24 protein-coding genes are annotated in these 25,329 nt (G+C 70.6%); 11 read left to right on the forward strand and 13 right to left on the reverse strand.

Translation table 11 applies throughout. The features are described 5' to 3' along the window. Nucleotides 1–360 precede the first annotated feature (360 nt). A complete protein-coding gene (locus ACWGI2_RS28980; RefSeq protein WP_453698488.1) occupies nt 361–1,419 on the forward strand; it encodes a hypothetical protein in 1,059 nt (352 codons plus the stop codon). Nucleotides 1,420–1,427: 8 nt separating this feature from the next. On the opposite strand, the gene ACWGI2_RS28985 is transcribed toward ACWGI2_RS28980, so the two are convergent. After that, the gene (locus tag ACWGI2_RS28985) at nt 1,428–2,183 is read right to left on the reverse strand and encodes a helix-turn-helix domain-containing protein (protein WP_453698490.1); all 756 of its coding nucleotides are present in this window, start codon (nt 2,181–2,183) and stop codon (nt 1,428–1,430) included. Nucleotides 2,184–2,414: 231 nt separating this feature from the next. On the opposite strand from ACWGI2_RS28985, the gene ACWGI2_RS28990 reads away from it, so the two are divergent. From ACWGI2_RS28990 to ACWGI2_RS29000, 3 genes are read left to right on the forward strand one after another with little or no spacing between them, the layout of a single operon-like run. Continuing rightward, the gene (locus ACWGI2_RS28990) at nt 2,415–3,089 is read left to right on the forward strand and encodes a DUF4097 family beta strand repeat-containing protein (RefSeq protein ID WP_453698492.1); all 675 of its coding nucleotides are present in this window, start codon (nt 2,415–2,417) and stop codon (nt 3,087–3,089) included. Nucleotides 3,090–3,138: 49 nt separating this feature from the next. Next, on the forward strand, nt 3,139–4,098 hold the full coding sequence (locus tag ACWGI2_RS28995) for an ATP-binding cassette domain-containing protein (RefSeq protein ID WP_453698493.1): 960 nt from the start codon (nt 3,139–3,141) through the stop codon (nt 4,096–4,098). Then, a complete protein-coding gene (locus tag ACWGI2_RS29000; protein WP_453698494.1) occupies nt 4,095–4,886 on the forward strand; it encodes an ABC transporter permease in 792 nt (263 codons plus the stop codon). Before ACWGI2_RS28995 ends, ACWGI2_RS29000 begins: the two co-directional genes overlap by 4 nt. Nucleotides 4,887–4,933: 47 nt before the next feature. On the opposite strand, the gene ACWGI2_RS29005 is transcribed toward ACWGI2_RS29000, so the two are convergent. The 4 genes from ACWGI2_RS29005 to ACWGI2_RS29020 are packed head-to-tail and all read right to left on the reverse strand — an operon-like array spanning nt 4,934 to nt 8,875. Further along, entirely contained in the window at nt 4,934–5,932 is a 999-nt protein-coding gene (locus tag ACWGI2_RS29005) for an ABC transporter substrate-binding protein (protein WP_453698495.1), read from the reverse strand. Then, complete coding sequence (locus ACWGI2_RS29010) at nt 5,929–6,786, reverse strand: ABC transporter ATP-binding protein (RefSeq protein WP_453400666.1); 858 nt, start codon at nt 6,784–6,786, stop codon at nt 5,929–5,931. The genes ACWGI2_RS29005 and ACWGI2_RS29010 overlap by 4 nt, the downstream gene beginning before the upstream one ends. Continuing rightward, on the reverse strand, nt 6,783–7,880 hold the full coding sequence (locus tag ACWGI2_RS29015; protein ID WP_453698496.1) for a FecCD family ABC transporter permease: 1,098 nt from the start codon (nt 7,878–7,880) through the stop codon (nt 6,783–6,785). Before ACWGI2_RS29015 ends, ACWGI2_RS29010 begins: the two co-directional genes overlap by 4 nt. Beyond that, nucleotides 7,877–8,875, reverse strand: coding sequence for a FecCD family ABC transporter permease (locus tag ACWGI2_RS29020; protein WP_453400664.1), 999 nt, complete (start codon nt 8,873–8,875; stop codon nt 7,877–7,879). The genes ACWGI2_RS29015 and ACWGI2_RS29020 overlap by 4 nt, the downstream gene beginning before the upstream one ends. 119 nt (nt 8,876–8,994) lie before the next feature. Here ACWGI2_RS29020 and ACWGI2_RS29025 point away from each other — a divergent pair, with 119 nt between their 5' ends. After that, complete coding sequence (locus ACWGI2_RS29025) at nt 8,995–9,633, forward strand: HAD family hydrolase (RefSeq protein WP_453698497.1); 639 nt, start codon at nt 8,995–8,997, stop codon at nt 9,631–9,633. On the opposite strand, the gene ACWGI2_RS29030 is transcribed toward ACWGI2_RS29025, so the two are convergent. Next, nucleotides 9,626–9,877, reverse strand: coding sequence for a hypothetical protein (locus ACWGI2_RS29030; protein WP_160505726.1), 252 nt, complete (start codon nt 9,875–9,877; stop codon nt 9,626–9,628). The two genes, ACWGI2_RS29025 and ACWGI2_RS29030, sit on opposite strands and share 8 nt — an antisense overlap. Nucleotides 9,878–10,048: 171 nt before the next feature. Between ACWGI2_RS29030 and ACWGI2_RS29035 the strand changes: the two genes are divergently transcribed. Then, a complete protein-coding gene (locus ACWGI2_RS29035; protein WP_160505725.1) occupies nt 10,049–10,432 on the forward strand; it encodes a cold shock domain-containing protein in 384 nt (127 codons plus the stop codon). Nucleotides 10,433–10,447: 15 nt separating this feature from the next. Here the strand turns inward: ACWGI2_RS29035 and ACWGI2_RS29040 are convergent, their stop codons facing one another. From ACWGI2_RS29040 to ACWGI2_RS29055, 4 genes are all read right to left on the reverse strand, one after another. Then, nucleotides 10,448–11,323, reverse strand: a complete 876-nt coding sequence (locus ACWGI2_RS29040; RefSeq protein WP_453698498.1) for a 1,4-dihydroxy-6-naphthoate synthase — start codon at nt 11,321–11,323, stop codon at nt 10,448–10,450. Beyond that, nucleotides 11,316–11,963: a futalosine hydrolase gene (locus ACWGI2_RS29045; RefSeq protein ID WP_453698499.1), complete on the reverse strand. Its 648-nt coding sequence runs from the start codon at nt 11,961–11,963 to the stop codon at nt 11,316–11,318. Before ACWGI2_RS29045 ends, ACWGI2_RS29040 begins: the two co-directional genes overlap by 8 nt. Before the next feature lie 11 nt (nt 11,964–11,974). Beyond that, nucleotides 11,975–12,484, reverse strand: coding sequence for a DUF2771 domain-containing protein (locus ACWGI2_RS29050; RefSeq protein WP_453400660.1), 510 nt, complete (start codon nt 12,482–12,484; stop codon nt 11,975–11,977). A 78-nt stretch (nt 12,485–12,562) separates the two neighbouring features. Then, nucleotides 12,563–13,948: an MFS transporter gene (locus tag ACWGI2_RS29055; protein ID WP_453698883.1), complete on the reverse strand. Its 1,386-nt coding sequence runs from the start codon at nt 13,946–13,948 to the stop codon at nt 12,563–12,565. A gap of 386 nt (nt 13,949–14,334) precedes the next feature. Between ACWGI2_RS29055 and ACWGI2_RS29060 the strand changes: the two genes are divergently transcribed. The 3 genes from ACWGI2_RS29060 to ACWGI2_RS29070 all read left to right on the forward strand — a co-directional run bounded on the left by ACWGI2_RS29060 (nt 14,335) and on the right by ACWGI2_RS29070 (nt 20,014). Continuing rightward, nucleotides 14,335–15,273 (forward strand): DUF3027 domain-containing protein, encoded by a 939-nt coding sequence (locus tag ACWGI2_RS29060; RefSeq protein WP_453400659.1) that lies wholly within the window; start codon nt 14,335–14,337, stop codon nt 15,271–15,273. Nucleotides 15,274–15,803: 530 nt separating this feature from the next. Continuing rightward, nucleotides 15,804–18,938 carry a sacsin N-terminal ATP-binding-like domain-containing protein gene (locus ACWGI2_RS29065; protein WP_453698501.1) on the forward strand — a complete coding sequence of 1,045 codons (3,135 nt, stop codon included), beginning with the start codon at nt 15,804–15,806 and terminating at the stop codon, nt 18,936–18,938. 233 nt (nt 18,939–19,171) lie between these two features. Then, nucleotides 19,172–20,014, forward strand: a complete 843-nt coding sequence (locus ACWGI2_RS29070) for a calcium-binding protein (RefSeq protein WP_453698502.1) — start codon at nt 19,172–19,174, stop codon at nt 20,012–20,014. Nucleotides 20,015–20,018: 4 nt separating this feature from the next. On the opposite strand, the gene ACWGI2_RS29075 is transcribed toward ACWGI2_RS29070, so the two are convergent. Both ACWGI2_RS29075 and ACWGI2_RS29080 read right to left on the reverse strand, forming a co-directional pair. Next, the gene (locus ACWGI2_RS29075; protein WP_453698503.1) at nt 20,019–22,421 is read right to left on the reverse strand and encodes an HAD-IC family P-type ATPase; all 2,403 of its coding nucleotides are present in this window, start codon (nt 22,419–22,421) and stop codon (nt 20,019–20,021) included. 116 nt (nt 22,422–22,537) lie between these two features. Next, on the reverse strand, nt 22,538–22,807 hold the full coding sequence (locus ACWGI2_RS29080; RefSeq protein WP_160505716.1) for a DUF2530 domain-containing protein: 270 nt from the start codon (nt 22,805–22,807) through the stop codon (nt 22,538–22,540). A 211-nt stretch (nt 22,808–23,018) separates the two neighbouring features. Here ACWGI2_RS29080 and ACWGI2_RS29085 point away from each other — a divergent pair, with 211 nt between their 5' ends. Next, a complete protein-coding gene (locus ACWGI2_RS29085; protein WP_453698505.1) occupies nt 23,019–24,467 on the forward strand; it encodes an NCS2 family permease in 1,449 nt (482 codons plus the stop codon). Nucleotides 24,468–24,485: 18 nt separating this feature from the next. On the opposite strand, the gene ACWGI2_RS29090 is transcribed toward ACWGI2_RS29085, so the two are convergent. Continuing rightward, nucleotides 24,486–24,668, reverse strand: a complete 183-nt coding sequence (locus ACWGI2_RS29090; RefSeq protein ID WP_160505714.1) for a ribbon-helix-helix protein, CopG family — start codon at nt 24,666–24,668, stop codon at nt 24,486–24,488. Nucleotides 24,669–24,812: 144 nt separating this feature from the next. On the opposite strand from ACWGI2_RS29090, the gene ACWGI2_RS29095 reads away from it, so the two are divergent. After that, nucleotides 24,813–25,250, forward strand: a complete 438-nt coding sequence (locus tag ACWGI2_RS29095) for a MarR family winged helix-turn-helix transcriptional regulator (RefSeq protein ID WP_160505713.1) — start codon at nt 24,813–24,815, stop codon at nt 25,248–25,250. Nucleotides 25,251–25,329: the final 79 nt, after the last annotated feature.

Below are 25,329 nucleotides of genomic sequence, written 5' to 3' on the forward strand. Positions count from 1 at the left end.
GCGCTGCCGACTGCGGGTGCGTCCGGGGCACGGCAACGGTTCGTCTGTGGGTGCGGGGCCGCGCCGGTATGTCCGTCCTCGCTATCGTCCGGTGGCCGTGGGGCTACTTCGGCTCCGGAGCCTTCGGGAGCCGTGCTCCGGGCAGACATACCGGCACGTCCCCTCGCGTGCGTGGCCGTCTGCGGATGTTCGCTGGTCGCTGCGGGGCAATCGGGTGGGTGGGCGGGAAAGCTTGTTCGTTCAGGGAACGCTGCGGGTGGCTGTGGCCCTCGGGCCTCCCCGAGCCCGGGGGACGCGATACCGTCGACCCACCGGGTACAACGGGCGGTCAGCCAACGCGGCCGCCCCGGAGGGGACTTCGTGGGGATCGAGAGCGATCAGCTCGTCTACGACTATCTGAGCCGCGTCGGCGACCTGGCCCAGCAACGCCAGCTGCCGTCAGGCACCCGCATGCGCCTGGTCTCCGACCTGCGGAACCAGATCGACCGCAGCCGGGCGAAGACCACGGCCGAAACCCCGGCCGCGATACGCCGCATCCTCGACCGCCTCGGCACCCCCGAAGAACTCGTCGAAGCCGCAGGCTCCGGTGACGTACAGGAGACGGCCGAGCCCCGCCCCGCCGTCCCCACCCAGCGCACAGCGGAGCCGAAGGAACGCCCCAAACGCCCGCGCCGCGTGATCCCCCGCCCCCGCCCCCGCCCCCGGCCCCGCCCCGCAGCAGCGGAGGAACCGGACCCGCCCCAGGAGGACCTGCCCTCCCCGCCGCACCTCGCCGGCACGGACGAGCTCGGTGAGAGCGGCTCCGAGCCCGACTGGTGGCGAGTGGACAGCAGCCCCTTCGGCCTCGCCGACACCGTGCCGGGCTTCACCGGCGGCGTAGAAATCCCGGAGATCCTCAAGCCCCCGCCGAAGAAGCGCCTCGAAAAGGAAGAGCAAGAGCAAGAGAACGAGGGCGAGGAAGAGGACTTCGACGTCGACGAGGACGTCGACGAGGAAGACGTCGATGACGGCCACCCCGCCCCCCGGCGCCGCCTCCGCCTCCGCCGCCCCGCCACCGCATCCGTCGCCCCCACCACCCCCCGCTTCACCAACCCCCTCCTCCTGCTCGCCGCGGCCCTCCTCACCGTCGGCGCCATCCTCGGCAACTGGCTTGCCCTGGGCGGCGGCTGGCTCCTCGCCTACGCCTCGCGCAGGCTCAGCCGCGCCGAGGCGAAGTGGGCCGTCATCGGTCTGCCGGGGCTTTCCGTGGCCGCCGGGATCACCTGGCTGTGGGGCAGGAACGAAGGCCGCTGGGGCGACCACATCCCCGAAGGTCACATGAGCGACGCGATGGCCGAGACCTGGCCGTGGGTGGTACGCGGCGCGGCCGTCGCCTCCGCGCTCTACCTGTTGTGGAGATCGCAGCGGCAACGGCCGTGAAGGGCGGCCTAGTCGCGGTCTGAATCCGGCTCCGCGGTGTCGCCCGCCGCCGCCTCGGGTTTCGCGTGGAGGATCTCGCGGGCCTGGTCCGCGGCGCGGGCGAGGCTCTCGCTGACGAAGTCGAGGAAGCGGGCGATGTTCTCGAGGCGGGTGGCGGCCGGGGTGCCGGGCCCGAGGATGCCGACGCCCTGCCGTGCGGTCTCCACGACCTGGGCGGTGGAGCGGGCGCTGGCGATCATCGACTGGTACCAGATGTCGTCGTCCACGACGTAGCGCTCGCGGCGGCGTTCGTCGCGTTCCCGGCGGATGAGGCCCTGGCCGTCGAGGAACGTGATCGCCTTGGAGATGGACGCCGGGCTGACCTGGAGTCGCTGGACGAGTTCGGACGCGGTGAGGCTGCCCGTGTCGGTGGTGCAGAGGCAGGCATGCACCCGGGCCATCATCTTGGGCATTCCCGACTGCATGAAGACGGTCGTCAGCGTCTCCTCGAACTCGCGCACGGCCTCGGCGTCGCGCCCGTGAGGCTGCGGGGCCGCGTCCGCCTCCCGGGGCGCGGTCTGCCTGCGGCGGTGGGTGCGGCGTTCGGTGGCGCGGTGGGCGAGGTCGGCGCGGTAGGCGGTGGGGCCGCCGTTCCGCATCACCTCACGCGTGATCGTCGAGGTCGGACGGTCGAGACGTCTGGCGATCTCCGCGTAGGCAAGGCCTTCGGCCAGCCCCAGCGCGATCTGCTGACGTTCCTGCTGAGTGAGTCTGCCGCCCGGCATCGCGATCTCCTTCGTACTCCTCGGATGCCCTCACCTTAGCGTTCACTCTCAATCTATTGCAACGAGCGCATGGCTGTTGTTGCATTACTTTCAGGAGCGTTGCAACGATTAACTGCCTATGACCAGCCAGTACTCATATCTAGCGCAACTAGTATGTTGCCGAGGCTGTGAACGCAACGTAGCTTTTCTCATGTCAGAAACAACGACCTGAACGACCTGAAGGAGAGCACGATGCAGAACTTCGACACCCCCGCCCCGGTCTCCGCCGTCCTCGACATCCCCGCGGGACACATCCGGTTCATCGCCGCCGACCGTGCCGACACCGCGGTCGAGGTCCGGCCCGCGAACGCCTCGAAGGGCCGCGACGTGACGGCGGCGGAGGAGACCACGGTCGAGTACGCCGACGGTGTCCTGCGGATCGAGGCCGCCCCGGCGAAGAACCGGGTCCTCGGCAGCGGCTCCGGATCCGTGGAGGTGACCGTCCAGCTGCCCGCCGGCTCCCGCGTCGAGGCGAAGGCCGCCAGCGCCGACTTCCGGGGGGTCGGACGGCTCGGCGACGTCGTCTTCGAGGGCGCGCAGGGCACGGTCAAGCTCGACGAGACCGCCAGCGCCCGCCTCTCCCTCCAGGCCGGTGACGTCTCGGTCGGCCGCCTGGGCGGCCCCGCGGAGATCAGTACGCAGAAGGGCGACCTCCACATCGCCGAGGCCGTGCACGGCCAGGTCACCCTGCGGACCGAGTCCGGCGAGATCTCGGTCGGCGCCGCCCGCGGAGTCTCCGCCTCCCTGGACGCGGGCACCTCGTACGGCCGGATCCGCAACACGCTCCAGAACGCCGACGGCGTCGCCGCCGACCTGAACATCCACGCGACCACCGCCTACGGGGACATCACCGCCCGCAGCATCTGACCCCCGCGGCATCCGACCCCCCCCGCAGACCCTGAGGAGCACACCCACCATGAAGAATCCCGCCATCGCGGCGACCGGGCTGCGCAAGTCCTACGGCGACAAGACCGTCCTCGACGGCATCGACCTGGCCGTCCCCGAAGGAACGGTCTTTTCCCTGCTCGGCCCGAACGGCGCCGGCAAGACCACCGCCGTGAAGATCCTCTCCACGCTCATCACCGCCGACGGCGGAGACCTGCACGTCGGCGGTCACGACCTGGCCGCCAACCCGCAGGCCGTGCGTGCCGCGATCGGTGTCACCGGTCAGTTCTCCGCCGTCGACGGCCTGATCACCGGCGAGGAGAACATGCTCCTCATGGCCGACCTGCACCACCTGCCCAAGCAGGAAGGCCGACGAGTCACCGCCGAACTCCTCGAACGCTTCGACCTCACCGAGGCCGCCAAGAAGCCCGCCTCCACCTACTCCGGCGGCATGAAGCGCCGCCTGGACATCGCCATGACCCTGGTCGGCAACCCGCGGATCATCTTCCTCGACGAACCCACCACCGGCCTCGACCCCCGCTCACGGCACAACATGTGGGGCATCATCCGCGAACTCGTCGCCGACGGCGTCACCGTCTTCCTCACCACCCAGTACTTGGAAGAAGCCGACGAACTCGCCGACCGCATCGCCGTGTTGAACGACGGCAAGATCGCCGCCGAAGGCACCGCCGAAGAACTCAAGCGGGCCATCCCCGGAGGCCACGTACGCCTCCGCTTCACCGACCCGACCGCCTATCAGTCGGCCGCCGCGGCGCTGCACGAAGTCACCCGCGACGACGAAGCCCTGTCGCTCCAGATCCCCAGCGACGGCACCCAGCGCGAGCTCCGCTCCATCCTCGACTGGCTCGACTCCGCCGACATCGAGGCCGACGAACTGACCGTGCACACCCCCGACCTCGACGACGTCTTCTTCGCCCTGACCGGCAGCGACGCCCACGTCCCCAACCAGCCCAAGGAGAACGTCCGATGAGCTCCCTCTCCCTCGCCGTCCGCGACTCGTCCACGATGCTGCGACGTAATCTCCTGCACGCCCGCCGCTACCCGTCGATGACCCTGAACCTGCTGCTCACCCCGGTCATGCTCCTGCTGCTCTTCGTCTACATCTTCGGCGACGTGATGAGCGCCGGGATCGGCGGAGGCGGCGCGGACCGCGCCGACTACATCGCCTACATCGTCCCGGGCATCCTGCTGATGACCATCGGCGGCACCGTAGTCGGCACCGCCGTCTCGGTCTCCACCGACATGAGCGAAGGCATCATCGCCCGCTTCCGCACCATGGCCATCCATCGCAGTTCCGTACTCGTCGGACACGTCATCGGCAGCGTCCTGCAGTCGGTCGCCAGCGTGGTCCTCGTCGGCGGCATCGGCGTCGCCATCGGCTTCCGCTCCACCGACGCCACCGTCCTGGAATGGCTGGCCGCGTTCGGAGTGCTCGTCCTCTTCGCCATGGCGCTCACCTGGGTCGCCGTCGGCATGGGCCTGGTCAGCCCGAACGCCGAAGCCGCGGGCAACAACGCCATGCCGATGATCCTGCTGCCCCTCTTCTCCAGCGCCTTCGTCCCCGTCGGGTCAATGCCGGGCTGGTTCCAGCCGATCGCCGAGTACCAGCCCTTCACCCCCGCCATCGAAACCCTGCGCGGCCTGCTCCTGGGCAGCGAGATCGGAAACAACGGATGGCTGACCATCGGCTGGTGCCTGGGACTGACCGTGCTCGGCTACTTCTGGTCGACCTCGAAGTTCAACGCCGACCCCAAGTAGCCACCGCCACACCGACAGCCGCGGCCCGGAAGCCCCCGGAGCCGCGGCTACTTCTTCGTCAGGGACTTCTGCATCTCGTCCAGGATCTTGTTCGCCGCCGTGTAGCCGATGCCCTGGATCCACAGCTCGTCGTCGACGGTGTGGACGTTGCCCTTCTTCACCGCGCCCATGTTCTTCCACAGGCTGCTGCCGACGGTCTGCGTCTGCTTGGACTTCTTCGGATCGCCGTACGTGGAACGGAAGATGACATCCGCGTCCGCGAGGTCGATCTTCTCGGGCGACACGTCGTACGAGAAGCCGTCCTTGGCCTTGGCCGCGATGGCCGGGCGGCCAAGACCGACGTCCTTGAGGAGCGTGGCGATGTACGTCTGCTCGCCGTAGATGCGGATGTCCGCGCCCTCCACGAAGCGCACGACGTTGACCTCCGTCGCCTTGGCCTTCGCCGGGCCGCCGACCGCGGTGGTGACCTTCTCGGCATGGGCGTCGTACGCGGAGACGACCTTCTTCGCCTCGGCCTTCTTGCCCAGCGCGTCGGCGTGGACCTGGAAGTTCTCCTTCCAGGGGTGGCCGGTGTTCTCCGTCATCACGGTCGGCGCGATCTGCTTGAGCTGCTCGTACTTCGCGGCGTGCCGGATCTTGCTGGTGAGGATGACGTCCGGATCGAGGGCCGCGATGGCCTCCATGTTCGGATTCAGCATCTCGCCGACGTCCTTGATGCCGCTGACCTTGTCCTTGGGCAGGTAGCTCGGGAAGCCCGACGACGCCTCGACGTGCGTGGAGCCCACCGGCTTCACGCCCAGCGTGATCGCGGAGTCCAGTTCGGCCGTGTCGAGGACGACGACACGCTTCGGGGCGACCGGGACCTTCACGTCGCCCATGGCGGTCTTGACGACGTGCGTCTTACCGGAACCCGAGCCGGAGTCGTCGGAGGAGTCCGACGAGCCGCAGGCAGAGAGCGCGAGCGCCCCGCTGAGGGCGAGCGCCCCGGCGGCGAGGGCGCGGCGGCGGTTCGCGGAGTTGGTCCTGGTGGTCACGGTCACGGTCATGGCTTCTGGGCCACCTTTCGATCGGACGAGGATTTCGAGTTCGATTCGGCGGCCCACGGAGCCCCGGGCACGACCAGGGGCGACCCGGTCACCGGATCCGGCACCACCACACACTCCAGACCGAACACCTCGCGTACGAGATCCTCGGTGACGACGTCGGCCGGCGCGCCCTCGGCGACGATCCGGCCCGTCTTCATGGCGACGAGGTGATCGGCGTACCGGGCGGCCTGGTTGAGGTCGTGCAGCACGACGACCACGGTCCTGCCGCGCTCGCCGTCCGGCCCGTCGGCGGCCAACTGGCGCACCAGATCGAGCACTTCGACCTGGTGCGAGATGTCGAGATACGTCGTCGGCTCGTCCAGGAGCAGGATGTCCGTCTCCTGAGCGATGGCCATCGCGATCCACACCCGCTGGCGCTGGCCGCCCGAAAGCTCGTCCACGGACCGCTCGGCGAGCGCGGCGACGTCGGTACGCTCCATCGCCTCCGTCACGGCCCGCTCGTCCTCGTCGGACCACTGCTGCCACCAGTGCTGATGCGGCTGGCGCCCGCGCGCGACGAGGTCGGCGACGGTGATCGCCTCGGGCGCGACGGGCGTCTGCGGGAGCAGCCCGATCTGCTGGGCGATCTTCTTGGTCGGCAGCTTGGCGAGCGCGTCGCCGTCGAGCAGGACCGCGCCGCTCCTGGGCTTGAGGAGGCGGCCGAGCGCGCGCAGGGTGGTCGACTTTCCGCACGCGTTGGGGCCGACGATGACGGTGACCTTGCCGTCGGGGACCGCGAGTTCGAGCTCGTGCACGACTTCGCGGTCCTCGTAGGCGAGGGTCAGCTCGCGGGCGCTGAGGCGGGCGGCGGTCACGAGGTGCCTCCATTGCGGACGGAACGGCTGCGGACGCTGTGGCTTCTCACGATCAGCCAGATCAGGTACGGGGCTCCGACGGCCGCCGTGAGGACGCCGACCGGCAGTTCGGTGGGCGAGAAGAGACGCCGGGCAAGGAGGTCGGCGAGGACGAGGATCAGCGCGCCGATCAGCGCCGAGCAGAGCAGCGGGATCTGCGCGGTGCGGGTGAGGCGGCGGGCGATCTGCGGGGCGAGCAGTGCCACGAAGTCGACGGGCCCGGCGGCGCCGGTCGCCACGGATGCGAGGACGACGCCGAGCAGCACGAGACCGAGGCGTACGTGACCGAGGCGCGCCCCGAGCGCGGTCGCCGTGTCGTCGTCCATGGTCACCGAGCGCTGGGCGCGGGCGGCCCAGAACACGAACGGGAGCAGGACGAGCAGGGTCAGGGCGAGCGGTGTCGCCTCCGTCCAGCCGCGCCCGTTGAGGGAGCCCGTCATCCAGATCTGCGCCTGCTGGGCGACGAGATAGTCGCCCTTGGTCATGAAGAGCGTGGTGATGGAGCGCAGGGCGATCGCGAAGCCGATGCCGATGAGCACGAAGCGGGTCGCGTGCAGGCCGCCGCGCCAGGCGAAGACGTACACGAGGGCGGCCGCGGCGACGCCACCGAGCACCGAGAGGTACGGCAGGACGGTGGCGGAGGTGACCCCGAGGGTCATCGCCCCGACCGTCAGGGCGCTCGCGCCCTGGCTGATGCCGATGATGTCGGGGCTGGCCAGGGGGTTGCGGGCGACGGTCTGGATGAGCCCGCCCGCGACACCGAAGGCGGCGCCGACGAGGAGTCCGACGACCAGGCGGGGTTCGCGCAGCGTTCCCACGACCAGCTCGTCCGGCGACGGCTGCCCGAAGACGACCTTCAGGGCTTCGGCGGGCGGTACGAAGGACTCGCCTATGCAGAGGTACGCGAGGCAGCTGGCCACCAGGAGCAGCGCGAGCCCGACCGCGGCTACGGCCGCACGCCGGTGGACCAGGAAGGCAGCCTTCCCGAACCGCACCACCGCGTACCCGGCGGGTCGGACGCCGGGCAGTGGGTGGGTGGGAGATACCGAGGTCACGCCGCCACCGCCTTCCGGCGCACCAGCGTCACAAGGAACGGCACCCCGATGAGCGCGGTCATCACCCCGGCAGGCACTTCACTCGGCGGAAAGATCACCCGCCCCACGGTGTCGGAGACGAGCAGCATCACCGGCCCGAGAACCGCGGCCATGGGCAGCACCCAGCGATGCCCACTCCCCACGATCGCGCGAGCGATGTGCGGGACAGCGAGGCCGATGAAGGCGATGGGCCCGGCAGCCGCCACGCCCGCCCCCGTGAGCACGGTCGCCCCGAGCCCTCCGACGATCCGCACGGTCGCGACCTTCTGCCCGAGCCCCTTGGCCACGTCCTCGCCGAGGGCGAGCGCGTCGAGCCCGCGCGCCACGGACAGCACGAGTACGAGCCCCACCAGGAGGAACGGCCAGATCTGCCCGGCGATCTCCGCGTCGCGCCCGGAGAGCGAACCCACCTGCCAGAAGCGGAACTCGTCCAGGGCGGAGGCCTTGGTGGTGAGGATCCCGGTGGTCACGGACACCAGCAAGGCATTGATGGCGGCGCCGCCGAGGGCGAGCTTCACCGGGGTCGCCCCGCCCCGTCCGCTCGCGGCGATCGCGTACACCGCGACGGACGCGATGCCCGCGCCGACGAAGGCGTACCAGACGTATCCGGTCAGCGTGTGGACGCCCGCGAACGCGATCGCCATGACCACACCCACCGAGGCGCCCTGGCTGACGCCGAGGATGCCGGGGTCGGCGATGGGGTTGCGGGTGATGCCCTGGAGGACCGTGCCGGCGAGCGCGAGCGCGGCGCCGACCATCAGGCCGATGAGCGTGCGCGGCACCCGCATCTCGCGGATGACCTCGGCGGCGTCGCTGTGCCCGCCGTGCAGCAGGGCGTCGATGACGGCGGACGGCGCGATGGCACGGGCGCCGACGGAGAGGCTGAGCAGGACCGCGAGCAGCAGGGCCACGACGGCCGCCGTCATCGCGACAGCGCGTCTGGCTGGCACACGCATCGGCTGAGCTCGTTTCGGATCGGTAGGGGCTGAACGGCGAAGCTTGGTAAGGCTTGGCTAAGAGTAAGGGTGACCTCAGCGCCGGTCACCCGCCGGTCAGGCCTCTGCACAATGGCCTCATGACCTCACGCGCCCTGACGGTCGGCTTCGACCTCGACATGACCCTGATCGACTCCCGCCCCGGCATCAAAGAGGCCTATCTGGCGCTCTCCGCCGAGACCGGAACGTACATAGACGCCGATCTCGCCATCACCCGGCTCGGCCCGCCCCTGGAGGAGGAGCTGCGCAACTGGTTCCCCGCGGAGCAGATCCAGGAGATGGGCGACCGTTACCGTGAGATCTATCCCACATACGCCATCGCCCCCACGCTCGCGATGTCCGGCGCCCGTGAGGCGGTCGCCGCGGTCCGCTCACACGGTGGCCGGGCGATCGTGGTGACCGCCAAGCACGAGCCGAACGCGAAGCTCCACCTGGCGCACCTCGGCATCGAGGCGGACGCGGTGATCGGCTGGCTGTGGGCCGAGGCCAAGGCGGAGGCACTGCGCGAGCACGACGCGGCGGTGTACGTCGGTGACCACACCGGTGATGTACGCGGCGCGCGTACGGCGGGCGCGCTGTCCGTCGCGGTGGCGACCGGGCCGTGCGACGCAGCGGAACTGCGCGCGGCGGGCGCGGATGTCGTGCTCGGTGACCTGACGGAGTTCCCCGCCTGGCTCGACGGTCACGTCGCGGGCGCCGCGGGCGGCGCCGTCAGGTAGCCGCGGATTTGGCCTGGCGGCGTTGCACGGCGATACCGCGCAGCACTCCCGCCACGGCGATGAGGAATCCGACGCCCATCAGCATGCACACCGCGTACGCGATGGACGGGAAGGGGTCGGTGCCGAGGAACAGCGGGGCCACCGTGACCAGAGTGGCCACGGCTCCGACGAAGAAGACGATCGCTCCGGTACGGACGAGGCCATCGCCCGGTCCGGCGGAATTCGTTTGGGTTTTGTCACGCACCCCACCAGGGTAGTTCCCAGCGCGAAGGAAGAATCCGGGGACGTCTTGTCACCGGCCTCCGGACCAATAGTCTTGGTGCTGGCGGGTCGGGCGACCCGCTGTAGTGCTATCCAGAGCCGTTTTCCGCGGCATAGACGCGTACGACGACAAGTACGAGGACGAGGACTTCAGGTGCCTACCGGCAAGGTCAAGTGGTTCAACAGCGAGAAGGGCTTCGGCTTTCTCTCCCGCGATGACGGCGGCGACGTCTTCGTGCACTCCTCCGTACTGCCCTCAGGTGTCGACACACTCAAGCCCGGCCAGCGCGTGGAGTTCGGCGTCGTCGCGGGCCAGCGCGGTGACCAGGCGCTGTCGGTGACGATCCTCGACCCGACGCCGTCCGTCGCGGCCGCGCAGCGGCGCAAGCCGGACGAACTGGCGTCCATCGTCCAGGACTTGACGACCCTCCTCGAGAACATCACGCCGATGCTGGAGAAGGGCCGCTACCCCGACAAGGCGTCGGGCGCGAAGATCGCGGGCTTGCTGCGGGCGGTCGCGGACCAGCTGGACGTGTAGCTGGACGTGTAGTTCTCAGGCGTAGGTGAGCGCCGTGGGCGCGAGGGGCGGAACGAGCCCCTCCGCCGCGGCGCGCGTCAGGAGTCCGCGGATCGCCGCGTAGCCGTTCTCGCCGAGATCGGCCGTGAATTCGTTCACGTACAGGCCGATGTGCTGGTCGGCGACGGCCGGATCCATCTCCTGCGCGTGCTCCTGGACGTAGGGGCGCGAGGCCTCCGGGTCGTCCCAGGCCATCCGCACCGAGGTACGGACCGCGTCCGCGAGCCGCAGCAGGCGCTCTTCCCCCAGTGACCGCTTGGCGATGATCGCGCCCAGCGGGATGGGCAGGCCCGTCGTCCGCTCCCAGTGCTCGCCCATGTCGGCGAGGCAGTTGAGCCCGTAGTTCTGGTACGTGAAGCGTGCCTCGTGGATGACGAGCCCCGCGTCGACCTTGCCGTCCCGCACCGCGGGCATGATCTGGTCGAAGGGCAGCACCACGATCTCGCCCACGCCGTCGGCAAGGGTGTCCGCGGCCCAGAGCCGGAACAGCAGGTACGCCGTGGACTTCTCGCTCGGTACGGCCACCGTCTTCCCGGTGAGGTCGACCCCGGCCTCACGGGTCAGCACCAGCGGCCCGCAGCCGCGCCCGAGCGCGCCGCCGCACGGCAGCAGCGCGTACTCGTCGAGGACGTAGGGCAGCACGGCGTACGACACCTTCAGTACGTCGAACTCACCGCGCTCGGCCATGCCGTTGGTGATGTCGATGTCGGCGAACGTCACATCGAGCGCGGGCGCGCCGGGAACGCGGCCGTGGGCCCAGGCGTCGAAGACGAACGTGTCGTTCGGGCAGGGGGAGTAAGCGATCCGGAGGGCGTTCGCGTCGGGTGCGTCCTGCGCGGGCGATTCAGTCATGCCGTTTCCAACTCTCCAGTACGGGCGCGAATTTCCCGAACGCGCCACCCAGCGCGCCCAGAGCCTCGCCGATCCGCCAGGCACCGCGGTCCCGCGGCCCGACGGCGTTGGAGACCGCGCGTATCTCCAGGACGGGAAGTGCGTACGCGGCGGCGGCCTCGGCCACCCCGAATCCCTCCATCGCCTCCGCGAGGGCCCGCGGGTGGCGTCGGCGCAGCTCGGCGGCGCGCTCGGCGGTGCCGGTCACGGTGGAGACGGTCAGGACGGTGCCGGTGAGAGCGCCACAGGCGGCGGCAAGGTCCCGTACGAGGGAAGACGGCGGCCTGTGGGTGACGGCACCGAACCCGAGTTCGGTGACGGGCAGGAAGCCGTCGGGCGTCTCGGCACCCAGATCCGCCACGGTGATCTCGTCGGCGAGCACGACGGAGCCGAGGGGCGCGTCGGGCTGGAAGCCGCCACCGATCCCGGCGGAGATCACCAGGTCGTACGGGGCGCGCGCGAGGGCGGCCGCCGTGTGCGCCGCGGCGGCCGCGGGGCCGACACCGACGGCGATGGCGTCGGCGTACGGAGGCAGCCGGTCGGCCACCGCGTCCCGTTCGGCGGGGACCGCGGTGGCTACCAGCACGCGGAGGGGGAGCATCGAGCCGCGGGTCAGGCGTCCTTCTTGAGCTTGAACGACCACAGGCCGGTCGCCTTGGCCGACGAGCCCTTGCCGCCTTCGAGCAGGCTGACGGTGGTGGCGTTGGCGCCGCCGCCGTACTGCTGGTTGAAGAAGACGCTGCCGGGGATGACGACGTACGTCTTCTTGCTGGCCTCGGTGAGCGGCTGACCGTTCATCAGGAGCGTCCAGCCCTTCTCGGCGACCTCGGGGTCGACGCCGAAGCGGACCTTCTCGTCGGGGTCGACCTTGATGGACTTGACGTCCGTGTCCTTGAGGCAGCCCTGCAGCTGGGACTGCTTGAGCTCCTCGCCGTCGTTGTAGCAGGAGGCCTCGGAGTTCACCGAGTTGCTGCCGACCGTGATGGTGGCGAGCGGCGTCGGCTTGTCGCAGGCCGACAGGACGAGAAGTCCGGCGGAGACAGCGCCAAGGGCGGCCACGGAACGGCGACGGCGTGCCGAGCTGAGAACGTGTGCGGCTCCGCCGCGGAGCAGGGAGGTCATGGGCGAAGGCTATCGGGCACCCCGTGCCGTCCCGCCACGTGGGGGTCGCGGCGTGCCGCACCCGTCGATTTACCGGGCTCACGCCACCCGCGAGCGGCGCTTCCCGCCCTGCCGGGCCGCCGAGAGCAGGCCCCGCGCGGTCGTCAGCCAGCCGACGGCGACGATCCCCGCGGCCACCGCGAGCCCAAGTGACCCGATCAGCGGCAGGGCCATGCCGACCCCGCCGCCCACCACCCACGCCATCTGAAGGATGGTCTCCGAGCGGGCGAAGGCGGAGGTCCGCACTTCTTCCGGTACGTCCCGCTGGATCAGCGCGTCCAGGGAGAGCTTCGACATGGCCTGCGCGAAGCCCGCCACCGCGCCGAGGCAGGCGACGCCGATCGCCCCGAAGAACACCGCCGCGGTGATCGCCACGCCGAGGACGACGGCGACGACGGTCACGATGATGACTTCGGGCGCCCGTGATCTCAGCCCGGCGCCGACGGCCGTGCCGAGCGCGTTGCCCACTCCGGCGGCGACACCCACTATCCCCAGGGACACCGCGGCGCTCTGGCCGCCGAGAGGTTCCTCGCGCAGCAGGAAGGCGAGGAAGAAGATGAGGAAGCCGGAGAGACAGCGCAGCGAGGCGTTGGCGGTGAGGGCGTGCGTGACGGCGGGCCCGACCGTACGCAGTCCGAGGCGCCGCTTCTTGGAGGTGTCCGCCGCGGCTTCGGCGCGCGCGTGCAGATGCAGGTGCTCCTCGTCGGCCGCGAGCAGCGCCTTGTGCTCGCCCTTCGCCGAGTCGACCTTGGGCGGCAGAGACATGGACAGGAACATCCCGACGATGAAGATCACGAAGGCGCCGTACAGCGGCCAGCGTGGTCCGAGCGCCTGGAGCCCCGCGCCGATCGGAGCCGCGATCCCGGTGGCGAGCAGACCCCCGAGCGTGACTCTGGAATTGGCTTTGACCAGGGAGAACCCCTTGGGTAGCAGCCGGGGCACCACGGCGCTCCGTACGACTCCGTACGCCTTGGACGCGACCAGGACGCCGAGCGCGGCCGGATAGAGCTCCAGGCTCCCGGTGATCACCGCTTCGGACAGCAGCAGGGCCAGGAGGGCGCGGGCCAGCATCGCTGCGGCCATGGCGTAGCGGCGGCCGTGCGGGAGGCGGTCCAGGAGGGGGCCGATGACGGGGGCGAGGAGGGTGAAGGGCGCCATGGTGATGGCGAGATAGAGGGCGACACGGCCGCGCGCCTCGTCCGTCGGCACGGAGAAGAAGACGGTGGAGGCGAGCGCGATGGTGATCATGACGTCGCCCGCGCCGTTCACGGCGTGCAGTTCGATGAGCTTGCCGAGCCCCGACTCGCCCGCGCCGTGCGCGTGCGTGGCCTTGCGGATGCCGCGGGCCGTGCCGGTGAAGGGCAGGTGCAGGGCGCGGCCGACCCAGCGGGCGGCCCGGTTCAGCACCGAACCCCGTCCGCTGATCCCATGGGACGACGACCTTGCGGCAGCCACCCCGTCATAGTGCCCTCTATTGGGCCGGGCTAGTGCGCATCGACAGCGGGGTACGCGGGGTAATCGGGTGGGTGGGCGGGAAAAATCCGCCGCGGAGCGGCAGCGCGGCCGGGCCCGGCCGCGGGGGGCGGGCACGCCGGTGTAGGCCCAGGGGCCAGGAGAAGGTAGCGTGCGTAGCGCGCCTGCGGCGGTTGTTCTTGGCCGCGCGCCTCTCGGTCATCCCGCAGAATGGATGACGTAGGTGCGCCCGAGGACGTTCGGGCGCGGACGTCGACGCGGCCCTCCGGTCCGCTCCGTCCGCACTCCCGCGTATGGGTGGCGCACTCGTGAGACGGCGTAATGGAGAAGCGATACCTGTGAGCGCAGCGACAACGCGAAGCCGTACCCCGCGTACCCCGCGTACTCCCGACCGCCTGTGCGCCGAGGCGGTGGGACTCGCCCGGGACGCGGCCGAGGAGGCCGCCGCGCCCGGTGTGGTCGGTGAGCATGTCGAGGTCGTGGTCGAGGGCGACCGCGTCGTCACGCACCTGTTCGAGTGCAAGGAGTTCGGCTACCGGGGCTGGCGCTGGGCCGTGACGGTGGCCCGCGCCTCGCGCGCCAAGGTCGTCACGCTCGACGAGACGGTGCTGCTTCCCGGCCCGGACGCACTGCTCGCCCCCGAGTGGGTGCCGTGGAGCGAGCGGCTGCGCCCCGGTGACATGGGCCCGGGGGACTTGCTCCCCACGGACGCGGAGGATCTGCGCCTGGAGCCCGGTTACTCGGGCGAGGAGGAGCCGCCGCCGAACTCCGTGTTCTCGGAGGAGATGGCGGAGCTGGTCGAGGCGGAGGACGCGGAAGTGACGGCGGGGTCGCCCGCCGAGCTGCCGGCGGCTCCGGCGCGTGGCTCCATCGCGGCGCTCGCGGACGAGCTCGGCATGCGCCGGGCGCGTGTCCTGTCCCGTTACGGTCTGCATGCCGCGGCCGACCGCTGGGAGGAGTCGCACGGCGCGAAGACGGCGATGGCGCAGGCGGCGCCCGCGTCCTGCGTCAGCTGTGGCTTCCTTGCCCCGATCGGCGGATCGCTCGGGCAGGCGTTCGGTGTGTGCGCGAATGAGTTCGGTCCTGCGGACGGGCACGTGGTGTCTCTGGCGTACGGCTGCGGGGGTCACTCCGAGGCGGCCGTGATGCCGAAGCCGCCGCGGCCGGCCGCGCCCGTCCTCGACGAGACCAGGGTGGACGTCCTCCCGCTGCGGCCCGCCCCTGACTCGGGTTCGGTGCCGTTGGAGGCGGCGGCGGAAGAACTCGGCCACTCCTGAGCTCCCGCTGGGGGGGCGGAGGGGGCTTGCCCCGTGGCCGGGGCTGCGCCTACGGGCGGGGCCGGCTGGGGTCGTTCTTTCCCGCGCTGCGCGCGGCTCTCCCCACCCACCCACCCGATTGCCCCGTGGTGCGGGGGCCTGCCCCTGGCGTGCGGCCCGGTGGTCGTTCTTCCCGCGCTGCGCGCGGATTTCCCCCCGCCCACCCGCCCGTTTGCCCGGCAGGGGTGAGCTGCGGGGTAATCGGGTGGGTGGGCGGGAGATGCCCGCGCGAAGCGCGGGTAAGACGACCACCGGGTTGCAGGTGATGCGCTTTCCCCGCCACGCGGGGTAATCGGGCGGGTGGGCGGGCAAGATCCCGCGCGGAGCGCGGGGAAGGTTGCCGTCAGGCCACTCGTGGCGTACGCGTCGCACCCCCGCAAAGCGACCCGCAGGAGCGGTGGTGCCCGGCCAGGTAGGGGGTCGCCGGGCGTCGGGGGGAAGGCGGGACGCGGTACCGTTCGCCCCGCGAACCGAGCGAGGGAGACGACACCGTGAGCAAGACCGTGCGGCCGGCGGCCGAGGGTACTGACCCGTTCGGCACGGCACGGCTCCGCCGGGGAGTCCTCGACGCCTGGGCGGCGAGTCCGGCCCGGTTCCGGGAGGACGCCAACGCCGAGGAGGACCTCGCCCTCGGCGGCTACCGGGACCGGCTGATCGTCGAGCTCGCCCAGAATGCCGCTGATGCCGCGGCCCGCGCCGGGGCCCCGGGACGCCTCGCCCTCACCCTCCGGGACGGCGTACTCGCCGCCGCCAACAACGGCGCCCCCCTCGACGCCACCGGAGTCGAGTCACTTTCCACCCTCCGCGCCTCCGCCAAGCGCGAGGAGCAGAACAACGGTGCCGTCGGCCGCTTCGGCGTCGGCTTCGCCGCCGTACTCGCCGTCTCCGACGAGCCCGCCCTCGTGGGGCGTACCGGCGGCGTCCGCTGGTCCCTGAGCGAGGCGCGCGAACTCGCCGCCGACACCGCCCGTTTCAGCCCCGGGCTCGGGGATGAAATCCGTAGGCGCGACGGGCACGTTCCTCTGCTGCGGCTGCCCTTCGCTGCCGAAGGGACCGCCCCGGAGGGGTACGACACCGTCGTCATCCTGCCCCTGCGCGACGCCGCCGCCGAGGACCTCGTCGTACGGCTCCTCGACGGCATCGACGACGCTCTCCTCCTCGCCCTCCCCGGCCTTGAGGAAGTGACGGTCCAGGTCGGCGACCAAGCCCCCCGCACCCTCCGCCGCACCGCCGAACCCGGCTACGTGGACGTCGCCGACAGCCGCGACGGCGCCACCCGCTGGCGCACCGTCAGCCACCAGGGGCCCCTGGAACAGGGCCTCCTCGCCGACCGGCCCGTCGAAGAGCGGCTGCGGCCCCACTGGTCCGTCACGTGGGCCGTCCCCACCGACCGCGAAGGCGCCCCGCAAGCACCCCGTAGCGCCCCCGTCCTGCACGCGCCGACCCCCAGTGACGAGCCGCTCGGGGTGCCCGCCCTGCTCATCGCCTCGTTCCCGCTCGACACCACCCGGCGGCACGCCGCGCCCGGCCCCCTCACGGGCTTCCTCGTGGAGCGCGCGGCCGACGCGTACGCCGAACTCCTCGCCGACTGGCGGCCCGTCGGCGAAGGCATCATCAGCCTCGTCCCCGGCCCGCTCGGCAAGAGCGAGCTCGACGGCGCCCTGCGCCAGGCCATCCTCGACCGGCTGCCCCGCACCGCCTTCCTGCCGCCCGCCGTGGAGGCCGTTCCCCAAGAGGACCCCGACGTACCCGAGTGGACGGTCCCCGTCGCGCTGCGACCGCGTGACGCTGAGGTTGTGGAGGGCGCGGGAGCCGACACCGTACGCGTGCTCGCCGATGTGCTGCCGAGTCTGCTGCCCGCGGGACTTGAGCGGCGTGCCGAGCTCCGTACCCTCGGGGTCGCCCGTGTCCCGCTGACCGAGGCCATCGACCGCCTCGCGGGTCTTGAGCGGGAGCCGGGGTGGTGGCACAGGCTGTACGACACCCTCGCCGGTGTCGATCCCGACCGGCTCACCGGGCTTCCCGTACCCCTCGCCGACGGACGTACCACCATCGGGCCCCGCCAGGTCCTCCTGCCCGTCACCGGCGACGACAGCGACCCCGCCGCCCTCGTCCGCCTCGGCCTGAAGGTCGCGCACCCCGACGCCGTGCATCCCCTCCTGGAGAAGCTCGGCGCCCTGCCCGCCACGCCCCGCGCCGTCCTGACGACCCCGCAGGTCCGCGCCGCCGTCGCCGCGTCCCTCGACGACGACACGTGGGACGAGGACGCCCCGGACGCCGACGAACTGGCGGACATCGTGCTCTCGCTCGTCCGCGAGGCGAACCTCGCGCCCGGCGACGAGCCCTGGCTCGGCGCGCTCGCCCTCCCCGACGAGGAGGGCGACCTCGCTCCCGCCGGTGAACTCGTCCTTCCCGGCAGCCCCTTCGCCCAGGTCATGCGCGAGGACGAACTCGCCACGGTGGACGCCGATCTCGCCGAGCGCTGGGGCGAGCAGCCCCTCGCCGCATGCGGTGTGCTCGCCACCTTCGCCCTTGTCCGCGCCACCGACGTCGTACTCGACCCCGATGAACTGGAGCCGCGCGAGGGCGACTTCGCCGAGCCCGACGACGCGGGGCTGCTCGACGCGGTCGACGTGTGGTGCGAGGACACCCTCGACCGGCTGCCGGAGACTCCCGTCCCGCCGGTCGCCACCGAGATCATCGCCGTACGGGATCTGGATCTGGTCGACGAGGACTGCTGGCCGCAGGCCCTGGCGATGCTCTCGCGCCCGCCGCTGCGGGACGCCCTGACGCAGCCGCTGCGGATCCTGCTCCCGGACGGCACGACGGAGAGCGTCCGGTCGTACACGGCGTGGTGGCTGCGCGGGAATCCCGTCCTCGGCGGCCGACGTCCCGCCGGTCTGCGGGCCTCGGGCGGCGACCCGCTGCTCGAAGGGCTCTACGACGCCGCGGACGCCGCCGGTTTCGACGACGAGCAGGTGCTTCGCGCGCTCGGCGTCCGTACGTCGGTCGCCGCACTCCTGGAGGAGCCCGGCGGCGCGGCCGAGCTGCTCGACCGGCTCGCGGACCCGGAGAGGACCGTTTCAGCGGCCCAACTGCACGCGCTGTACGGCGCCCTGGCCGATCTTGACCCGGAGCAGGTGACCCTGCCGGACGAGGTGCGGGCCGTCGTGGACGGTGAGGTCGTGGTCGTCGACGTGGCGGACGCGGTCGTCGCCGACGCCCCCGACCTGCTGCCGCTGACCGGAGGCGTGGCGCTGCTGCCGGTGGAGCCCCGCAAGGCCAGTGACCTGTCCGAGCTGTTCCAGGTGCGCAGGCTGAGCGAGACGGCGGCGGTGGAGCCCGCGGGCGATGGCGAAGAGCATCCGGTGCCGGAGTCGGTCCGTACGCTGCTCGGTCCGGCCACCCCGGAGACGTACGTCGAGCACGAGGAACTGATCGCGGGCGGCGTCGAGCTCGACTGGCGCCGGATGCCGGACGGCACGGTCCACGCCGCCACGCTGGAGGGCGTCGCGGCTGGTCTCGCCTGGGCGGCGGGCCAGTGGCCGCGGCGCTTCGAGGTCGCGGCGCTGCTCGAAGACCCCTCCCGCACGGAGGAGCTGGAGCGGGACCGCTGGTTCGACTGACTCGTCCGCGGGCTCGCGGGGGCTGGCCGCGCAGTTCCCCGCGCCCCTTCGGGGCCCGGGCCGTTGCGGTGGAATCCTGCCCTCCAGAACTCGGTCACACAATATTCACTTCCCGTACAACCAGAAGCCCCGGTCGCGGGTCTGATCTTCCGAGTCAACAGACTCCTAGATCACCGGGCTCCGCGTGAAAGCCGCAAACGCACCGCGGAGCCCCCTCCCAACTGGGGAAACACATGCGCATCCGTGCCACCGTGGCCGCACTGACCGGCACCCTGGCTCTGTCCGCTCTCGTCGTTCCCGTCGCCCAGGCGGCCGACGAGCCGAACGGCCCGAAGCTCGCGCCTTTCGTCGCCAACGCCCCGTCCGACGAGGTCATCGGCGACACCAAGATCACGAAGGTCACCGTCAACGGCGGCAAGGACATCGTGCTCGGCACCACCGAGAAGAAGAAGTTCACCATCGCCGTCACCGCGACCGACCCCGAGGGCATCGCGGGCGGCAGTGCCTTCCTGTGGCACGGCACGGACTTCAACAGCGAGACCGGCATCGACGGCGCCCTCATCCCGGACGACCTCGAGGGCAAGTGCACGGTCGTCTCCGCGACCACCTCCACCTGCACGGTCAGCGTCATAGCCGACCCGCAGGCCGACCTCTACAGCAACATCCTGGCCGGCAAGTGGAAGGTCTGGGCCACCGCTGGTGCCAACGACGGTGACTCCGCCACCACGGACACCATGACCTCGGACGCCCGCGTCCAGCGCAACGCCCGCCTCACCACCAACGCCTCCCCGGAGCCGGTCAAGAAGGGCAAGACCCTCACGGTCACCGGCGCCCTGACCCGCGCCAACTGGGAGACCTCCAAGTACGCGGGCTACACCCAGCAGTCCGTGAAGCTCCAGTACAAGAAGAAGGGCGCGGCCTCCTACACCACCCTCAAGACGATCACGTCCGGCTCCAGCGGCGCGCTGAAGACGACCGTGACCGCCTCCGCGGACGGCTACTACCGCTACGTCTTCGCTGGTACGTCCACCACCCCGGCCGTCACGTCGACCAGCGACTTCGTCGACGTCAACTAAATACCTACGCCGGAAAGCGGCGGTCCACCCAGCGGAAGATGACCTCGATGACCAGTGAGGCCACCGCCGCGATCGCGACCGCCGCCCACGGCATCGTCGTGCCGACCAGCTTCAGCTGGAAGAAGTCCTGAAGCCACGGCACGGTCAGCACCAGCAGGAAGCCGAGACCCATCGCGCCGATCAGGCCGAGCCGCCACCACGTGTAGGGGCGGGCGATGATCGCGAGGACCCACATGGCGATCAGGAACAGCGCCAGCGTGGCCGCGCTGGTCTCGGCTTCCCGCGCTCCCGCGCCCGAGTAGTGGCTCCGGGCGAGCAGATACGTGCAGAACGTCGCCGCGCCCGCGACGACCCCGCCCGGGATCGCGTACCGCATGACCCTTCGTACGAAGTGGGGCTTGGCCCGCTCCTTGTTGGGCGCGAGGGCGAGGAAGAAGGCCGGGACGCCGATCGTCAGGGTCGAGAGCAGCGTCAAGTGGCGTGGCAGGAACAAGTACTCCACCTGCGAGCAGACCACGAGCAGCGCGATGACGACCGAGTAGACGGTCTTCACCAGGAACAGCGTCGCGACCCGCGTGATGTTGCCGATGACCCGGCGGCCCTCCGCGACCACCGAGGGCAGCGTCGCGAAGCTGTTGTTCAGGAGCACGATCTGGGCCACCGCCCGCGTCGCCTCCGATCCCGAGCCCATGGAGACGCCGATGTCGGCGTCCTTCAGGGCGAGGACGTCGTTCACGCCGTCGCCCGTCATGGCGACCGTGTGCCCGCGTGACTGGAGGGCGCCCACCATGTCGCGCTTCTGCTGCGGGGTGACACGGCCGAAGACGGAGTTGGCGTCCAGGGCCTCGGCCATCTCGCCCTGTTCCGCGGGCAGCTTGCGGGCGTCCACGGTGTTCTCCGCGCCCGGCAGGTTCAGCTTCCCGGCGACCGCGCCCACGGACACCGCGTTGTCGCCGGAGATGACCTTGGCGCTGACGTCCTGCTCCTCGAAGTACCGCAGGGTGTCGGCCGCGTCCGGGCGCAGCCGTTGCTCCAGGACCACCAGGGCGGTGGCCTCGGCTCCGGCGGCCACCTCGGCGTCGTCCAGTTCACCGGCGGCGCGGGCGAGCAGCAGGACGCGCAGGCCCTGTTGGTTGAGGTCCTCGATGTCGGTGAGGGACGGGTCGCCTTCGGGGAGGAGGACGTCGGGGGCGCCGAGCAGCCACGTCGAGGTCTCGCCGCCGCCCTCGCTGAAGGAGGCGCCGCTGTACTTGCGGGCCGAGGAGAAGGGCAGCGACTCGGTGCAGCGCCATTCCTCGCTGTCGGGGTAGGCGTCGATGATCGCCTGGAGCGACGCGTTCGGCCGGGGGTCGGACTCGCCGAGGGCGCCGAGGACTTTCCGTACGTACGCCTCGTCCGTGCCGTTCAGCGGGCGCAGTTCGGTGACGTCCATGCCGCCCTCGGTGAGGGTGCCGGTCTTGTCGAGGCAGACCGTGTCGACGCGGGCCAGGCCCTCGATCGCGGGGAGTTCCTGCACGAGGCACTGCTTGCGGCCGAGCCGGATGACGCCGATCGCGAAGGCGACCGACGTGAGGAGCACGAGTCCCTCCGGGATCATGGGGACGATCCCGCCCACGGTGTAGGCGATGGACTCCTTGAAGTTGTCGTCCTTGACGACGAGCTGGCTGATGATGAGGCCGATCGAGGTCGGGACCATCAGCCACGTCACGTACTTGAGGATCGTCGAGATGCCGGAGCGCAGCTCGGAGTGGACGAGCGTGAAGCGGCTCGCCTCCTCGGCGAGCTGCGCCGCGTACGCCTCGCGGCCGACCTTCGTCGCGGTGAACGCGCCGCCGCCCGCGACCACGAAGGAGCCCGACATCATCTTGTCGCCGGGTTTCTTGATGACCGGGTCGGCCTCACCGGTCAGGAGCGACTCGTCGACCTCCAGGCTGTCGGTCTCGACCGCCTCGCCGTCCACGACGATCTTGTCGCCAGGGCCCAGCTCGACCAGGTCGCCGAGGACGATCTCGGAGGTGGAGAGCTCGGCCGCCACGCCGTCGCGCCGCACGGTCGGTTTGGCCTCGCCGATGACCGCGAGTCCGTCCAGGGTCTTCTTGGCGCGCAGCTCCTGGATGATGCCGATGCCGGTGTTGGCGACGATCACGAAGCCGAAGAGGGAGTCCTGGATCGGCGCGACGAAGAGCATGATCACCCAGAGCACGCCGATGATCGCGTTGAAGCGGGTGAAGACGTTCGCCCGGACGATCTCGGTGGCGGACCGGGAACTGCGGATGGGTACGTCGTTGACCTCGCCGCGTGCGACCCGCTCTGCGACCTCGGCGGCACTCAGACCCGTCGCGCGTCCGGTGGGTGGTGCCGCCGGGTGGACCGGGTCGAGTTCGGCGCCCGCGTCGATATGCGTCATGGCATCGACGGTACGGGCGGGGCGGGGGCTTCACCCCTTGAGTGGCCCAAAGATCCGACCACGGTAGGACACGGACACTCCCGTGGTTGTACGTACGGATCCGCCGGCGGGGCGTGTCACTCCGAGGCGGCTGCCGCCTTGCGCTCCGCGTCCCGCTTCAGCGCGGCGTCGCGGCCCCGCACGTACCAGATGCCGATCAGGCCGAGGCCCGCGCCGGCCAGGCAGGTCCACACCCACCAGGTGGCGTCGCGGTCGTCGAACCAGCCGTAGAACGGCAGCTGCACCAGGAAGAGGACGAACCAGAGGATCGTGCCGCCCGTGATGGTGGCGACGACGGGGCCCTCCAGGGGCTCCGGCGCGTCGTGCTTTGGGGTCCACTTCTCCATGTCCATAGCTTACGAGCCGCCGGGGCGGCGGCAGGAAGGGGCCGGTGCGCCCAGGTGCGGCACGGGTCTACGCGCGGAGATAGCGATTTCCCCCTCATGTATTCATACTGAAACGGTTCGTGAATGGCTGGTTGTTTTCGTAAGAAAAAACAAATCGATCAACGGCCGTCGCTCAACGATCTCCCCCTTCTCTGAGTCCACGAGGTCCCCCATGCCTTCCTCGGCCACCGCCCCGGTCGACGCCAACAACGAGCCGCCGAAGCCCCCGCAGGGTGGCATCGACGGCTTCTTCAAGATCAGCGAACGGGGCTCGACCCTGGCCAGGGAGGTCCGCGGCGGCTTCGCCACCTTCTTCGCGATGGCCTACATCATCGTGCTCAACCCGATCATCCTGGGCAGCGCGAAGGACATGTACGGGCACCAGCTCGACAACAAGCAGCTGGTCACCGCGACCGTGCTGACCGCCGCCTTCACCACGCTCCTGATGGGCGTCATCGGCAACGTCCCGATCGCGCTCGCCGCGGGCCTGGGCGTGAACACCGTGGTCGCCCTCCAGCTCGCGCCCCGCATGTCGTGGCCCGACGCGATGGGCATGGTCGTCCTCGCGGGCTTCGTCGTGATGCTCCTCGTGGCGACCGGCCTGCGGGAACGCGTGATGAACGCCGTGCCGCTCGGCCTGCGCAAGGGCATCGCGATCGGCATCGGCCTCTTCATCATGCTGATCGGCCTCGTCGACTCCGGCTTCGTCTCGCGCATGCCGGACGCCGCGCACACCACGGTCCCGCTGCAGCTGGGCGCCGACGGACACCTCAACGGCTGGCCCGTCCTGATCTTCGCCCTCGGCGCGCTGCTCACGCTCTGCCTGCTCGTCCGCAAGGTGCCCGGCGCGATCCTCATCAGCATCGTCGTCATGACGCTCGTCGCGATGATCATCAACTCCGTCGCGACGATCCCCTCCTGGGGCCTGACGACGCCCGAGTGGCCGGGCAACCCGGTCGCCACACCGGACTTCGGGCTCGTCGGTCAGATCAGCCTGTTCGGCGGCTTCGAGAAGGTCGGCCTGCTCACCGGCATCCTCTTCGTCTTCACCGTGCTCCTGTCCTGTTTCTTCGATGCCATGGGCACGATCATGGGCATCAGCGACGAGGCCAAGCTGACCGACGCGGACGGCAACATGCCGGGCATGAACAAGGTCCTGTTCGTCGACGGCATCGCGGTCGCCGCCGGCGGCGCCTCGTCCTCGTCGGCCACCACCTGCTTCGTGGAGTCCACAGCGGGCGTCGGCGAAGGCGCGCGTACGGGCTTCGCCAACATCGTCACCGGCGGCCTCTTCGCGGTGGCGCTGTTCCTCACGCCCATCGCGACGATGGTCCCGTCCCAGGCGGCCACGCCCGCGCTGCTCGCGGTCGGCTTCCTGATCCTGTCCGGGTCGATCGGCCAGATCGACTGGAGCGACTTCACCATCGCGATCCCGGCGTTCCTGACGATGCTGATGATGCCGTTCACGTACTCGATCACGAACGGCATCGGCATCGGCTTCATCAGCTTCACCGCGCTGAGGCTGGCCGCGGGCCGTGGGCGTGAGGTGCCGGTCGCGATGTACGCAGTCTCGGCCGTCTTCGCCTTCTACTACCTGATGCCGGCGCTGGGTCTCACGTAAGCCTCGGTGGGGCGGCCGTCAGGCCGCCCCGTAGAACTTCTCTGTCTCCTCGACGGCGCTCTGGAAGCGTTCGTCGAAGTCAATGCGAGTGAGCGTCCCGGCGACGTAGTCCTGGACGCTCATTCCCCTTTTGGCGGCGTGCTGCTTGAGCCGGTCGAGCAGCTCACCGTCTATCCGCAGGCTGAGCACTGTCGATCCCATGCGTGACAGGGTCCCTGGCGTCCCGCGGCCCGTGTCTCGCTTTCCGAAGTCGCCTCACTCATATGGGTGACGAAAGGGTTCTGTGACCCCTGGCACGGGAATTCAGGTGGTCTTTAGTTAGAGTAATGAGTTACTCTAACGAACATGCCGGACCTCTCCCATGGTGACGACGCCGCCGCCGTGAACTCCCTGCGCTCCGCCGTGATGCGCCTGTCCCGTCGACTCAAGCACCAGCGGGTCGACGAGTCGCTGAGCCCGACCGAGATGTCGGTGCTCGGCACCCTCGCCCGCTGCGGCCACGCCACCCCCGGTGAGCTGGCCCGCAAGGAACACGTGCAGCCGCCGTCGATGACGCGCATCGTCGCGCTGCTCGAAGCCAAGGGTCTCGTCCGGCTCCAGCCGCATCCCGAGGACCGCCGCCAGAAGGTGGTGACCCAGACGGAGACGGCCGAGGCCATGCTCGAGGAGAGCCGCCGCAAGCGGAACGCCTGGCTGGCCACTCTGGCCGAGCACCTCGACGAGGACGAGTGGGAGCGACTGCGCGCCGCGGCGCCAGTCCTGGAGAAGCTCGCGCACCTGTAAGCAGTAGGCAGTTCTTGTAGCAGCAAGCAGTACTCACGCCGGCCCACCCGCCGTGAGCCGTACGACGCCAAGGAGGCGA

Source organism: Streptomyces sp. NPDC054866 (assembly GCF_053610745.1).

Bases quoted from the DNA above. Each gene is read 5' to 3' on its own strand.
- ACWGI2_RS29090 (WP_160505714.1), bottom strand. From the start codon at position 24,668: ATGGGATCGACAGTGCTCAGCCTGCGGATAGACGGTGAGCTGCTCGAC.
- ACWGI2_RS29095 (WP_160505713.1), top strand. From the start codon at position 24,813: ATGCCGGACCTCTCCCATGGTGACGACGCCGCCGCCGTGAACTCCCTG.
- ACWGI2_RS28995 (WP_453698493.1), top strand. From the start codon at position 3,139: ATGAAGAATCCCGCCATCGCGGCGACCGGGCTGCGCAAGTCCTACGGC.
- ACWGI2_RS29025 (WP_453698497.1), top strand. From the start codon at position 8,995: ATGACCTCACGCGCCCTGACGGTCGGCTTCGACCTCGACATGACCCTG.
- ACWGI2_RS29045 (WP_453698499.1), bottom strand. From the start codon at position 11,963: ATGCTCCCCCTCCGCGTGCTGGTAGCCACCGCGGTCCCCGCCGAACGG.
- ACWGI2_RS29070 (WP_453698502.1), top strand. From the start codon at position 19,172: ATGCGCATCCGTGCCACCGTGGCCGCACTGACCGGCACCCTGGCTCTG.
- ACWGI2_RS29000 (WP_453698494.1), top strand. From the start codon at position 4,095: ATGAGCTCCCTCTCCCTCGCCGTCCGCGACTCGTCCACGATGCTGCGA.
- ACWGI2_RS29040 (WP_453698498.1), bottom strand. From the start codon at position 11,323: ATGACTGAATCGCCCGCGCAGGACGCACCCGACGCGAACGCCCTCCGG.
- ACWGI2_RS29050 (WP_453400660.1), bottom strand. From the start codon at position 12,484: ATGACCTCCCTGCTCCGCGGCGGAGCCGCACACGTTCTCAGCTCGGCA.
- ACWGI2_RS28990 (WP_453698492.1), top strand. From the start codon at position 2,415: ATGCAGAACTTCGACACCCCCGCCCCGGTCTCCGCCGTCCTCGACATC.
- ACWGI2_RS29085 (WP_453698505.1), top strand. From the start codon at position 23,019: ATGCCTTCCTCGGCCACCGCCCCGGTCGACGCCAACAACGAGCCGCCG.
- ACWGI2_RS28985 (WP_453698490.1), bottom strand. From the start codon at position 2,183: ATGCCGGGCGGCAGACTCACTCAGCAGGAACGTCAGCAGATCGCGCTG.
- ACWGI2_RS29005 (WP_453698495.1), bottom strand. From the start codon at position 5,932: ATGACCGTGACCGTGACCACCAGGACCAACTCCGCGAACCGCCGCCGC.
- ACWGI2_RS29080 (WP_160505716.1), bottom strand. From the start codon at position 22,807: ATGGAGAAGTGGACCCCAAAGCACGACGCGCCGGAGCCCCTGGAGGGC.
- ACWGI2_RS29020 (WP_453400664.1), bottom strand. From the start codon at position 8,875: ATGCGTGTGCCAGCCAGACGCGCTGTCGCGATGACGGCGGCCGTCGTG.
- ACWGI2_RS29075 (WP_453698503.1), bottom strand. From the start codon at position 22,421: ATGACGCATATCGACGCGGGCGCCGAACTCGACCCGGTCCACCCGGCG.